The organism is Carnobacterium divergens (assembly GCF_900258435.1).
GTDB lineage: Bacteria > Bacillota > Bacilli > Lactobacillales > Carnobacteriaceae > Carnobacterium > Carnobacterium divergens_A.
On record NZ_LT992558.1, the window covers coordinates 1,636,078 to 1,649,134 of the forward strand.

Genomic DNA, 13,057 nt, shown 5'->3' on the forward strand with positions numbered 1-13,057 from the left:
TTGGATTTCATGAGAGTACTCATAGATGCAGCCTTCAGACAGACTTTCTGAACTTGTATCTATGTTGGTTTATTTGAGAATTTACATTAAAATTCCACCGCATAGAAACGGATACCCTGATTCTATGTGGTTTTTGTTTTGCTAAAAACAGCTTCCACAATGGTTCTATTCATTGGGAAGCTGTTTTTTTATTCATAAAATAGGTAGAGGAGTTTTATAAATGAGACAATGGACTAGTCAACGATGGCAAAGCAAAAAGACGATATCAAACAATGAAATAATAATTTATTGGAGGAAAAACAATGAAAAAAATGATTGGTTTTATTACCGTATTGGTTATTCTGTTAAGCGTTGCGTTTGTAACAGAAACTAAAAAACAAGCAACAAAAGAAAAAGAGATTCCAATTGTAGGAATTTTACAACTAACGAGCCATCCAGCACTGGATAAGATTTATGAAGGCATCATGGATGCTCTAAAAGAAGAAGGGTTTGTCGATAAAAAAAATATCAAAATTGATTTTCAAAATGCACAAGGAGATCAAAGCAATTTAAAAACAATGAGTGAACGTTTTGCCAATGAACAAGCTGCTGTAATGGTAGGAATTGCTACACCTTCAGCACAAGCATTAGCAAATGCTTCAAAAGAAATCCCAATTGTTTTAGGTGCTGTAACAGATCCAAAAGGTGCAGGATTAGTGGCAGACAATCAGCATCCAGGAGGTAACATTACTGGTGTAAGTGATTTAACGCCAATCAAAGCACAGTTTAACTTAATCAAAACCCTTCTTCCAAACGCTAAAAAAATAGGCATTATCTATTCATCAAGTGAAGATAATTCAGTTGTTCAAGGCAAACAAGCAGAAGAAGAAGCCAAAAAATCGGGTTTAGAACCTATTACAGCAACGGTTTCTTCAACTAATGATGTTAATCAAGTAGCCACTAACTTAGCTGAAAAAGTTGATGCTATCTATGTTCCCGCTGATAATACCGTGGCTAGTGCCATGAATACTTTAATTTCAGTCACAGATGCCAAAGGAATTCCTGTATTTCCAGCTGTCGATACAATGGTAGCTGAAGGTGGGTTAGCAACCGTTGGATTAAACCAATACGAACTAGGAAAAATGACGGGGAAAATGACGGCTGATTTATTAAAAGGGAAGAAAAAAGCAGCAACTACACCGATTGAATATTTAAAACATGGAGATACCATTATTAATCCTAAAAAAGCAGAAAAACTAGGCATCACCATTCCGAAAGAAATGTTAGATCACGCAATCATCAATTAATGAGTATTGGAGGAAGAATAAATGAATTTAATCGTTACAGCAACTTCACAAGGATTATTATGGGGCGTAATGGCGCTAGGAATTTTTATTACCTTTAGAATTTTAGATTTACCTGATATGACAGCAGAAGGGTCCTTTCCTTTAGGTGCTGCCGTTTGTACCAAGTTAATATTATCAGGTGTTCATCCAATAGTGGCAACACTAGTCGCATTTATTAGTGGCATGTTGGCAGGGGCCATCACAGGATTTTTAATTACAAAATGCAACATTCCAGGATTACTAGCTGGAATTTTAACGATGACGGGTTTGTATTCCATTAATCTTCGAATTATGGGACGTGCTAATTTAAGCCTACTTGGCAAGGAAAAGCTTAATGATCTGCTTCGCCCCTTACAGTTACCAGCGCAATTTGATACGATTTTAATTGGTTTGATTATCGTAGTGGTCGTTATTCTTTTATTGATCCTCTTTTTTAACACAGAATTAGGTCAAGCCTTAATTGCTACTGGAGACAATGAAATCATGGCTCGTTCACTAGGTGTTTCTACAAATAAAACTAAAATTTTAGCGTTAATGTTATCCAACGGCATGATTGCTTTTGCTGGCGGGTTAATCACACAAGATAACGGCTATGCAGATATCAGCATGGGGATTGGGACCATAGTTATTGGATTAGCTTCAGTTATCATCGGAGAAGTCGTTTTTGGCAACCTCTCATTAGGAAATCGATTGATTTGTGTGATTCTTGGAGCGATTATCTACCGTTTGATTATTACTTTCGTGTTAGTTATTGGCTTACAACCAAATGATTTGAAACTCTTTTCAGCTATCATTTTAGCTGTTTGTTTGGCACTCCCAAGCCTACGCTTAAAACTAAACTTAAATTTCTTTGCTAAAAAGGAGGAAGCCTAATGACTCAAGAAATTCTAACCTTATCACATATCGAAAAAACATTTAATAAAGGAACGATTAATCAAAATCAAGTTTTAAAAGGCATTGATTTAACTGTTAATGAAGGCGACTTTATCACCATTATCGGTGGAAACGGTGCTGGTAAATCCACACTGCTTAATAGTATCGCTGGAAATTTTTTACCTGACGCAGGACGCATTTCTATCGAAGGCAATGATGTAACAAAATTAAAAGAGCACCAACGAGCAGCATTGGTTGGTAGAGTATTCCAAGACCCAAGAATGGGGACAGCTTCGCGAATGACGGTTGGAGAAAATATGTCGATGGCTTACCGCAGAGGTCAAAAAAGAACGTTGCGTAAAGGCAATACTCAAAAAGAGCGAACTTATTTTAAAGAGCAACTAGCCCAATTAGGATTAGGTTTAGAAAATAGAATTGATAGTGAAATCGGATTGCTTTCAGGTGGGCAACGACAGGCGATTACGTTATTGATGGCTACTTTGAAAAAACCAGCTATTTTACTATTAGATGAACACACAGCCGCATTAGATCCAAAGACAGCAAAAGTAGTACTGGACTTAACGAATCAACGCATTCAAAATGAGGGGTTAACTACGCTGATGATTACGCATAATATGAAAGACGCGTTGACCTATGGCAATCGTTTAATTATGTTAGACTATGGCAAAGTAGTTGTGGATATTACTGGGGATAAAAAATCCCAACTTTCTGTAAATGATGTGATGAACCTGTTCCAAACGGCGACGAAAGATGGGCATTTAAAAGACGATATGCTTTTAGGAAGTTAAAAAAATTGTATTTAAAGAGGTTTTAGAATATAGTTGCATAATACAACGGATATCGTTGTGTTATGCAACTATATTTTTATTAGGAGGAATTTCATGCCAAATCAATCTCAAAATAATGAAATTAAAGCGCAATTGGAAGATTTTCATACGCTCTATAAACAATTTGAAACAAACGTGTTAAAAAAGCATATTCTAACAAAATCATCCCTTTCATTGCTGAATCACCTAGATAGTAATCCAAAAACAATTAAAGAACTCTCTCATGACACAAATTTAGATAAATCAACTTTAAGCCGTCAAGTAGACACTTTAATCAAAAAAAATTTAGCGATGGAGATTGAACATCTTGATCGTCGTTTAAGGACTGTTCAAATAAGTGATTATGGTCAAGAATTACAAAAGCAAATCCATCAACAATTGGATGAAAAATGGGACACTCTCTTTCAGTTATGGTCTAATGAAGAAAAACAATTATTAATGGTTTTATTAGGCAGAATGAACCGGTCTTTTCAGTTAAATTAAGAGTCATTGTAAAATATTTTAATTTCCTTTAAGATTCCTTAATCTCTTTATGTTTTAATAAGAAAGGATTATGAAAAGAAACTACTTATAAAAACAAAAAAAGATGAAAGAAGGCAAACTATGAGAAATCAACACAAGAAAAAACGCCATATTTTTCGAAATAGCGTACTTATCCTACTAATTTTATTGATAGCAGGAGGCGGCTTTGCTTATGCAAGCTATCGCAATAGCTTGAAAGAAGCTCGATCTGATCAAAATTTACCTGATAAATCGGATATTACTTTTAATGGAGAAAAAGCAGAAGATTTAAATGACGTCAATATTTTATTTATTGGGAGTGATTCTAGGGGCGATGACCAAGGTCGTTCTGATTCTTTAATGATTGCCCATTACGATTCAAAATCAAAGCAACCCAAATTAATTTCTCTAATGAGAGATATGTATGTAGATATCCCCGGTCACGATAAAGATAAAATCAACGCTGCCTATTCATACGGCGGACCTGAATTATTAAGAAAAACTATCAGCGAAAACTTTGGCATTGGGATTGAGTATTTTGTAATTGTTGATTTTGATAGTTTCCCCAAAATTATTGATACATTACTACCAGACGGTGTTCAAATTGACGCCGAAAAAGATATGTCTGAATATATCGAAGCTTCTATTAAAAAAGGACCTCAAAAAATGGATGGCGAAACCTTACTTCAATACGCTCGCTTTAGACATGATGCTGAGAGTGACTTTGGACGTGTAAGAAGACAACAACAAGTATTGAATGCTGTTGCTGAACAAGGTGTTAAAGTCACAAATCTTACTAAGTTACCAAGTGTGTTAGGGAAAATCGAAGGCTATTCGGTTACTAACTTGCCAAGTAGCTTGTTGCTATCTGCAGGAACAGACTTTGTATTAGGGAAAACAAAACCGATTGAAACCTTAACCTTACCTGTTGAAGGATCATGGGAAAATGGCTACTACGAACATGCAGGAAGCGTTCTTGAAATTAATACAGCCAAAAATAAAACAGAATTAAATAAATTTTTAGAAGATTAAAAAGTTCCTTGCACTGTTAGAAATTAGTCTAATAGCTGCAAGGCTTTTTTTATAAAAGCAAATAAGTTTACAGAGGAATCCATTCACTGTTAAACTGAGGGTAATCTATTTTAGGAGGGCATCCCATTGACAGTAAAAAATAAAATAATTATTGCGTTAGTTAGTGATGATTTTGAAGATTTAGAATTATGGTATCCGGTTATGCGTGTGAGAGAGGCCGGTGGAATCGTGCATTTGGTTGGAGAAGAAAAAAACCACACCTATATCGGAAAATATGGCGTTCCAGCAACTAGTGATTACGCATTTGAAGAAATTGACTTAGCGGACTATGCTGGAATTTTAGTTCCAGGTGGTTGGGCACCTGATAAATTGAGACGTTTTCCAAAAGTAATTGAATTCGTCCAACATTTTAATACGAAACAACAACCAATTGGACAAATTTGTCATGCGGGATGGGTGCTTGCTTCAGCAGGGATTCTAACAGGCATCAATGTTACCAGCACACCTGGTATTAAGGACGATTTAACGAATGCAGGGGCAATTTGGCACGATACTCCGGCAATTACCGACGGACATATCATTTCAAGCCGTAGACCACCTGATTTGCCAGAATACATGATTCATTTCTTAGCAGCATTTGACTAAAAAAAAGTCTCAGTTAAACTGGGGCTTTTTTTTTATAGGAAGAAAACCATAAAAATGGTAAAATGAACAATAGAAGTAGGTGAGAAGATGTTAAAAATTGGCGATTCAATCGGATTAATTGCTTGTTCAAATGGGAAATCACAAGCAGAGCGTCCATTAATTGAAGCTTTAAAAACAAAATTAAACCATCAATTCGGTATTCAAACGATAGAAGCGAGTACACTTTACCAAAAACCCTCTTCGCTCTTTAGTGGTACCAAACAAGAACGAAGCAACGCATTAATGAAGCTCTACATGGATTCGACTGTTAAAATGATTTTTGATTTATCAGGTGGAGACGTAGCAAACGAATTGCTGCCTTTATTAGATTTTAACTGCATTCAAAAATCAAATAAACCCTTTGTTGGTTACAGTGACTTAACTGTTTTAATAAATGCAATTTTTCATAAAACTGGTGTACCTGGTTATAACTATCAATTATTAAACCTAGTAGGCAAAGAGGCTGATTTACAAGAAGAGTATTTTTCACAAGTATTTATTGAAAATAAATCAGTTGGGATAAATTTAACCTGGGGAACAGTCGACAAAATAGCGCTAGATGAATCCTTGATTGGTGGAAATATTCGCTGTTTATTAAAATTAGCTGGCACACCCTTTTTACCTTCCGTCAAAGGCACATGGTTATTGCTAGAAGCTCGTAGTGGCGACATCACTACTATTAGCAGTTATTTTGCACAATTAGAACAAATTGGTTATTTAGAAGATTGTAAAGGCCTATTGTTAGGCGAGTTTACTGAGCTAAAGGAAAAACAACAACTTTATCAATTGAAAGAATTGATTTTATCGTATATGTCTCACTATTCTTTTTTTGTTGCCCAAACTGAAGAAGTGGGGCATTCTAGCATTTCAAAGCCTATTTTCATTGGAACACGATCAAAAGCGTTGTGAATCTCTTTAAAACATGCTATTCTTTAAAAAATAAAAGAGAGTAGGAAGACTATGTTAAATCAATCAAAAAAAACCTATCAAATTGCAATTTTAGGGATGCTAACAGCTATTGTGCTGATTCAAAATTTTGTGCCGGTTGTAGGCTATATTCCGATTCCGCCAATTAATCCTACGATTATCCACATTACCGTTATTATTGCGGCGTTAACATTGGGGTATAAAAACGGGATGATTTTAGGTCTAGTGTGGGGCGTTGCTTGTATTATTCGTGCCTTTACAACACCTACAAGCCCATTAGATATTTTATTTTTCACAAATCCTGTTATTGCGATTGTTCCTAGAATATTAGTGGGTTTTGTTGCTGGATATGTGTATCAGTTACTCAAAAAAACGAAATTATTGGATAGCTTCTCAATGATTATTTCATCCGTATTAGCCTCATTAACGAATACCATTTTTGTATTGTTGTTCATTTACCTATTTTACCGTGGGGAATACGCAAGTTTCCTAAATGTTGATCAAGGGAAGTTAATTGGTATTATGGGAATTATTATCATTACTAGCGGATTAGCGGAAGCTGTTGCTGCAGGGATTATTGCTCCTATCGTTGCAAAAGCACTAAAACGATTTGTTCCTACTAAAAATTAATTTGTCAGAAATAAAAAAGCATGCTATTCTTTTAAAAGCATCTTGCTCGTCGAGATGTAATTGATATTCGGAGAGTGAACCTTTTATGCAAAATCGTCCCAATAAAACTTATCGTATTGCAATTTTAGGAATTTTAACAGGAATTATATTGATTCAAAATTTTGTGCCATTTTTAGGTTATATCCCAATTCCACCTTTAAATCCTACCATTATCCATATTACAGTAATTGTAGCAGCCTTAACTCTAGGAGTAAAAGATGGTATGATTGTCGGAGCAGTGTGGGGTGTTATTCGTTTGATAAAAGCCTTTATTATGCCAAGTAGCCCATTAGATTTATTACTTTTTACCAATCCGGTGATTTCAATCGTACCAAGAATTTTAGTCGGTTTTGTAGCAGGGTATGTTTTCTTTAAGCTGAAGAAGCGTTTGAAAACAACAACAGCCATGACGATTGCCTCTGTTTTAGCTTCGTTAACGAATACAATTTTAGTGTTGTTTTTCATTTATGTTTTTTATAAAGAAGACTACGCTACTGCAATGAAAGTGGATATGTCAAATTTAGTTAAGTTCTTAGGTACCATTGTTTTAACAAATGGGGTAGCAGAAGCCATTGCTGCGGGTGTGATTGCTCCTTTTATTGCTAAATCTTTAAAAAAGTTTAGCCGAAATTAAAACTAAATAAATTTAGAAATAAAAAAACACCTCCATTCAATTCATGTAAAATGAAGAAAATGGAGGTGTTTTTTTATGGTTATTTTATGGTTAAATGAATGGAACGTCGGAAAATTTAATCAACTTATGACCATACAAGTTGCCAAGTAAGGCCAAATTGATCGGTAATCCAAGCAACTTTTCGCATTGGAGGAACAGCTTCTGGACCCATCATTACAGATCCTTTATTAGAGAGTGAGCTAAAAAGAGAATCAAATTGCGCCTCATCATTGCATAAAATAAGTAAAGACATTGCCCAACTAAAATCTGGTGGGTATTGAGGATCCATATCCATTACCATCAATGAATGTCCTTTTATTTCGAATGTCCCGTTCAATACTTTTCCAAGAGGGCCATTTTGACCTTCTTCAAATTTAACAAGCGAATGGATTTTCGCATCATTTGGAAAGAGAGAAACATAAAAATTCATTGCTTCTTCAGCATTTCCTTTAAAAGTTAAAAAAGTTGCCAGTTTATTCTTTTGTTCCATCATCTTCAATCACTCCTTTCAGATAGCTAAACGATACAAGAAGCAACGTCAAAAGTCCATTAAAACGCTTTCTCACATGGTTATAAAATTAAAATAAAAGGAAATAATAAAAATGAACGAATGAGAAATTACAAATATAATTAAAATATTTCAAAAAACATAATTATTTATGTTATATTTGTAATTATGAAAGGAGTGATCTTTTGGATATTCTAATTACATTGCTGATTTTAATCTTATTTTTCTTACTCATTGTGAAAAAAATAACAAATTTTAAGATTATAGGATTATGGGCCATTATTTGTCTACTGTGTGTAGTACTTTATTTCCTACATGCTACAAACGCACTAAACATATCATTATAAGATAAGGAGAGAATAATATGATTCAGAATTTATTAAAGAAATACGGTTCATTGCTAGGCTTATTAGCGAATACAGCAGTTGTAGGAGCCTTTCTCCTTGTTTTATGGGGAAGTTTAAGTGCACAATTTTTATTACATGAGTTGCCTTGTCCGTTATGTGTATTGCAACGTTATTCAATGTTATTAGTTTGTTTAGGTCCTATTTACATTCTTATAAATAGAGAAAGAGGGGAGTTAGATCTCCAAAAATATATGATTGGACATGGTATCTCAATCATCAGCGCCCTTTTAGGAATGGTATTTTCAGCAAGACAAATATTGCTGCATATTGGTCCCAACGACACTGGATACGGTGGAGTATTTCTAGGTTACCATTTTTATACATGGTCATTTATTACCTTTGTCATCGTCATTATCTACGCAGCTATCATGTTGCTATTTTCAGATAACTTAATGCCACTTAATACTAAACCGAACAAAATAATTGATTTTGGAATCAAAATTGTCTTATATGTATTTTTATTTACGGTTGCAGTTATTTTCTTAGCAATTGTTGCTGAATTAGGTTTTAATTTTAAACTACCAGATGACCCAATTTATTATGAGTTGTTTAGATAATTCCAAAAAGAACTAAATTCCGAATGGAATTTAGTTCTTTTTTTATGTTTTAGACCGAATAAGGATGTGACTAATCTGAGAAATCATTTTATTTAAAACTCAAACAAGGTAAGGACGCGATTCCTTACCTTGCAAAAAGTTTTTAATTCTAGTTTACATAATATATATTATTCAAAGTATTATCAAGATAACAAAATCATCTCACAAGCTTAAAACTTGCCCTTTTCTAATCTTTTATTATAAAACAGTACAAAACTAGTCAAAAATAATTCCTATCGTGGTTGCTTTAAAAATTTTTTCATTTTTACTCTCACCTGTTTTAGGAAGATTATTTTTTTATTTTTTTGACTTAATTGATTGTTTCTGATTTTCAGCTTTACTAACATCAACTAGTTGTATTGGTTTTGTTGGATTCACTGGTTTAGCTGGACCAATTGGTTCTAATGGTTTAACTGGATTTACTGGATCAATTGGTTTAATTGGATCTACGGGCTTAACTGGTATTTCTTTCTCATTATACATCATGAGCTTAATTGCTACTGTTTGACCTTCTGATACCGAAAAATCATTTGGTTTTGGATCTAGGACATAACCTTCAGGAGCTCTAGTTTCAATAAATGAATAGTTCCCAGGTTTTAACAAACCAGCACGAACTATTCCGTTAGAGTCAGTAACTAAGTTATCGACAATTAAGTTGCCAAAACTGTCAACAATTTTAAAATGTGCTCCCTCTAGTGGATTGTTGTTTTCTTTATCAAGTTTTTGTAATTCGGCAGATCCAGAAATTAAAGTAGTGGCATCATTACTATATATGTCAGTACCTGCATAGGTATAACTAGCTTTATTCACTACAGATGGACCAATTTGTGCATTAGAATCATCGTAATCAACGGTGAACTCAATATCTCTGCTCTCTCCAGGAGGAATATCTTTTAATAACGTGTAAGAAATGGTATTTTTTATCAAATCATAGGTAGCATCTGAAAAATCATCGTGTTTCTGAGTTGCTAAATAACTTGTATTCACGGGCAATGGATCTGTCACAATTGTACCAGCTTTTAATTCTCCAAAATTATTAGTTTCTGGTTTATCCTTAGACATAATGTATTGTTTTTCATTGTTTACGGTTACGGATGAAGAATTACTATACTTAGTAAATATAGGTTTCCCAGTTATATGAGGAATTGTAATTGAAGGAGATAAATCCTCACTAACAATCTCACCATTAACGTTTAAATTTACTTTAAAATCTAAATTCTCAGGTACTTTGGAATGATCCGTAAACAATGGCGTTCTAAATTTCACTGTAAAAGTATACCCATTAGCTTCAGTAGGGTTAATTTTTGAACTATCATAGTTGATAGTTATCTTTTATGGAATTTTTTTTCTGTAATCAAAAATATAAAAATCAAAAATCCACTGAACTATCTTATATAGTTCAGTGGATTTTGTATAAAAAAACTTAACACAATAATGGATAAAGGATCACTATATCTCTATGTAAGGGCAATACCTACCTGGGACTCCTAATGTGTGTCCACTTTTTCCTAAATCCTCCCATCTTCTCTCCGCATCGTTCCCAAATTAATTGTACTTTTTAGCACTAAAATTTATCATTTTAACTATTTCTTTGGTTTCAATTAAAAAAACATCGCTTCTCCAATTCGTTTTAATCGAATTCAACGAGCGATGTTTTTGTGTGGTCACACTTTTCTAGGTTAGTTTTCTACAGTTAACTAGTCAGTTATTTTTCTTATGTTAATTCGTGTATGTTGTAAGAATTTCTTTTAACTTTTGTTGTGCGTCTTTATCCTCAGATACTTTAAAGGATTTTTGAGTATTAGGTTCATATAGTGCAGTCAGATTACCCGTATTATCTGCAACGTAAAAGCAGTCAGAAAAGGCTCCATTACTAGCAGTTTCATAGACTACCCCGTTATCGCCTAAGAGATATTTAATGATGGGTTTTTCACCATTGGCAACTACACTAAATCCAGTTGCAGTAGATGGGTTATTTTCAGGATTATCAACTTCATTCGTATTTCCAGTTGTACCAAAATTTGAATAATAAAAAATAACTCCTCCTAAAGAATGAATTGGAAAATGATCATATCCTGGTTTGCCTTCTAAATCTTGTTGTTGTACTTGAATGTACCCATCAGGTGAAATTGCATACCAATCCCCAATCCCACTAGCTCCATGATTAAAATAATTTCCATTAACTGCCATACCACCAATTTTCGCGCGCCCGTCTGCCCACTCAATAAATTGATTGCCTATGCTTTGTTTTTCTGCTTCTGTATAGACTTTCCCTGAGCTCTTACTACTACTTGAAGAATTAGAATTTTCTTTTTTCTGAACACTTTCATTCGATGACTTCGTTATATCAGACTCATTTTTTGATTCGCTGGATGTTGATTCATTTGCTACTGAATCAGACGCAGCATTCTTTTTGCCATCTTTTTTATTATTTTTTGATGTTTTTGATTTTTCAAAGGATACTTTTTTTTGTTGACTACTACTTTTTTCAGTGCTTGTTTTATTACTATCACTGCTACTTTGTCCAGTATATAAATTGATGATAATTGCTCCAAGTGCCACAACCACAATTGCCAATCCTAGGTAAATAAATTGTTTCTTAGTACGTTTTGTTTTCTTTTCCACTCTCGACTTTTCTTTTTTTTTCATGAGCATTTTTCTCCTTTTTATTACTAAATTTTCAGATGGAAATAACAGTATAAGTTTAAAGGGAATATAAATAGAATATACTTACTTTAATCTATATAACGCCCTTTAAGTATACTCTATTTATGCAAGTTACTCTATATTTTATTTAATAATTAAATGAACTAATTTCTATTCAAGACCATTATAGTCCAATAAAAACAGCAAATGCGGGTACAACAATAACTGTTACAACCCCTACTACAACAACCGCAATACTTGCCATCGCAGCTTCAACTTCACCCAATTCAATTCCAACAGCAACTCCTAAAGCATGTCCACTTGCTCCTAATGCCAAACCTCGTGCAATCGGATTTTTAATGTTGAATTTTTCTAATAAAAAACGTCCTAAGGCATAGACAATTACCGCGTTAAAAATAACAGCAAAAGATGTAATTGCAGCAATGCCTCCAATTGATTCTGATAAAGGGACTGCAATTGCTGTAGTTGACGCTTCTGGCAACAGTGAGGCCATAATGGAATGATCGACATGAATGACACCTGATAAAAGATACACAACAACTACGGAACCAAATGAACCGACAATGATTGCTGAAACAATTTGTACCCAATATTTTTTCAACACATCTACTTGTTTATATAGAGGAATTGCAAAAGCGATGGTTGCAGGCTCTAAAAAGAAACTGATCATTTTTCCTCCGCTGCTATACTCTTCATAACTAAAATGACCTACTTTTAAAAAGAGAATCCCTAACACCATTGCTACAAATAATGGCGTAAATAAAAAGAATCCTTTTGATTTTTTAAATAAAAAAGTACCTATTCCAAATGCACCCATTGAGACAATAATACCAAAATAAGGAGTCATTCTAATTCACCTCTTCTAATTTTTTAGAGTGTTTCTTAACGGAAAGACGCCGTTTCAATCCGTTCCAAGAAAATGTTTGTTTCTTTTTTAAATTCAATAACGCAGTTGCTGTCCAACCAGTAATGGCTAATAAAATCGTAGTTGCAATAATAATAATCAAAACAATCTGTAGTCCATATTGACCCATAATTCCCAAAGAATTTATAACAGAAATACCAGATGGAACAAACAAAAAGCTAATCAATCCAGTTAAACTAGTTCCTAATGCCTCTACTTGTTCTAATTTAACAATTTTTAAACAGAGTGCAATAAATAATAAAATTAACCCCATGACTGAAGCCGGCATTGGAAATGGTAACACTCCCACAATAAAGTTGGCTAGTAACATAATAAGTGCAAAAACAAAAGCTTGTTGTAAAAAGGAATAAATTTTCTTAGTTTCCATATCTTATCGCTCCCTCACGTTCTTTTGATAGGTTTATTATACTAATTTCAAAGGT

The 13,057-nt window shown here is 33.8% G+C and carries 15 protein-coding genes; 10 read left to right on the forward strand and 5 right to left on the reverse strand.

The features are described from left to right. Positions 1–302: 302 nt before the first annotated feature. The 9 genes from trpX to CDIMF43_RS08290 all read left to right on the forward strand — a co-directional run bounded on the left by trpX (position 303) and on the right by CDIMF43_RS08290 (position 7,493). A complete protein-coding gene (gene trpX, locus CDIMF43_RS08250; RefSeq protein ID WP_109841727.1) occupies positions 303–1,286 on the forward strand; it encodes a tryptophan ABC transporter substrate-binding protein in 984 nt (327 codons plus the stop codon). Between the two features lie 21 nt (positions 1,287–1,307). Beyond that, the gene (locus CDIMF43_RS08255; protein ID WP_109841728.1) at positions 1,308–2,198 is read left to right on the forward strand and encodes an ABC transporter permease; all 891 of its coding nucleotides are present in this window, start codon (positions 1,308–1,310) and stop codon (positions 2,196–2,198) included. Further along, the gene (locus CDIMF43_RS08260; RefSeq protein ID WP_109841729.1) at positions 2,198–3,007 is read left to right on the forward strand and encodes an ABC transporter ATP-binding protein; all 810 of its coding nucleotides are present in this window, start codon (positions 2,198–2,200) and stop codon (positions 3,005–3,007) included. The genes CDIMF43_RS08255 and CDIMF43_RS08260 overlap by 1 nt, the downstream gene beginning before the upstream one ends. Positions 3,008–3,100: 93 nt before the next feature. After that, positions 3,101–3,529 carry a MarR family winged helix-turn-helix transcriptional regulator gene (locus CDIMF43_RS08265; protein ID WP_109841730.1) on the forward strand — a complete coding sequence of 143 codons (429 nt, stop codon included), beginning with the start codon at positions 3,101–3,103 and terminating at the stop codon, positions 3,527–3,529. 120 nt (positions 3,530–3,649) lie between these two features. Next, a complete protein-coding gene (locus CDIMF43_RS08270; protein ID WP_109841731.1) occupies positions 3,650–4,579 on the forward strand; it encodes an LCP family protein in 930 nt (309 codons plus the stop codon). 126 nt (positions 4,580–4,705) lie between these two features. Further along, a complete protein-coding gene (locus CDIMF43_RS08275; RefSeq protein WP_109841732.1) occupies positions 4,706–5,224 on the forward strand; it encodes a type 1 glutamine amidotransferase domain-containing protein in 519 nt (172 codons plus the stop codon). A gap of 87 nt (positions 5,225–5,311) precedes the next feature. Continuing rightward, the gene (locus CDIMF43_RS08280; protein ID WP_109841733.1) at positions 5,312–6,172 is read left to right on the forward strand and encodes an LD-carboxypeptidase; all 861 of its coding nucleotides are present in this window, start codon (positions 5,312–5,314) and stop codon (positions 6,170–6,172) included. A 51-nt stretch (positions 6,173–6,223) separates the two neighbouring features. After that, on the forward strand, positions 6,224–6,820 hold the full coding sequence (locus CDIMF43_RS08285; protein WP_074402740.1) for an ECF transporter S component: 597 nt from the start codon (positions 6,224–6,226) through the stop codon (positions 6,818–6,820). Between the two features lie 85 nt (positions 6,821–6,905). Continuing rightward, positions 6,906–7,493, forward strand: a complete 588-nt coding sequence (locus CDIMF43_RS08290; RefSeq protein ID WP_109841734.1) for an ECF transporter S component — start codon at positions 6,906–6,908, stop codon at positions 7,491–7,493. Between the two features lie 124 nt (positions 7,494–7,617). On the opposite strand, the gene CDIMF43_RS08295 is transcribed toward CDIMF43_RS08290, so the two are convergent. Next, the gene (locus tag CDIMF43_RS08295) at positions 7,618–8,025 is read right to left on the reverse strand and encodes a VOC family protein (RefSeq protein ID WP_109841735.1); all 408 of its coding nucleotides are present in this window, start codon (positions 8,023–8,025) and stop codon (positions 7,618–7,620) included. 379 nt (positions 8,026–8,404) lie between these two features. Here CDIMF43_RS08295 and CDIMF43_RS08300 point away from each other — a divergent pair, with 379 nt between their 5' ends. Next, on the forward strand, positions 8,405–9,004 hold the full coding sequence (locus tag CDIMF43_RS08300) for a disulfide bond formation protein B (protein WP_074402737.1): 600 nt from the start codon (positions 8,405–8,407) through the stop codon (positions 9,002–9,004). 336 nt (positions 9,005–9,340) lie between these two features. Here the strand turns inward: CDIMF43_RS08300 and CDIMF43_RS08305 are convergent, their stop codons facing one another. From CDIMF43_RS08305 to lrgA, 4 genes are all read right to left on the reverse strand, one after another. Continuing rightward, positions 9,341–10,309: a SpaA isopeptide-forming pilin-related protein gene (locus tag CDIMF43_RS08305; protein ID WP_109841736.1), complete on the reverse strand. Its 969-nt coding sequence runs from the start codon at positions 10,307–10,309 to the stop codon at positions 9,341–9,343. 453 nt (positions 10,310–10,762) lie between these two features. Beyond that, the gene (locus CDIMF43_RS08310) at positions 10,763–11,692 is read right to left on the reverse strand and encodes a hypothetical protein (RefSeq protein WP_109841737.1); all 930 of its coding nucleotides are present in this window, start codon (positions 11,690–11,692) and stop codon (positions 10,763–10,765) included. Positions 11,693–11,873: 181 nt separating this feature from the next. Continuing rightward, on the reverse strand, positions 11,874–12,557 hold the full coding sequence (lrgB, locus tag CDIMF43_RS08315; protein WP_109841738.1) for an antiholin-like protein LrgB: 684 nt from the start codon (positions 12,555–12,557) through the stop codon (positions 11,874–11,876). 1 nt (position 12,558) lies between these two features. Beyond that, a complete protein-coding gene (gene lrgA, locus CDIMF43_RS08320; RefSeq protein ID WP_109841739.1) occupies positions 12,559–13,002 on the reverse strand; it encodes an antiholin-like murein hydrolase modulator LrgA in 444 nt (147 codons plus the stop codon). Positions 13,003–13,057: the final 55 nt, after the last annotated feature.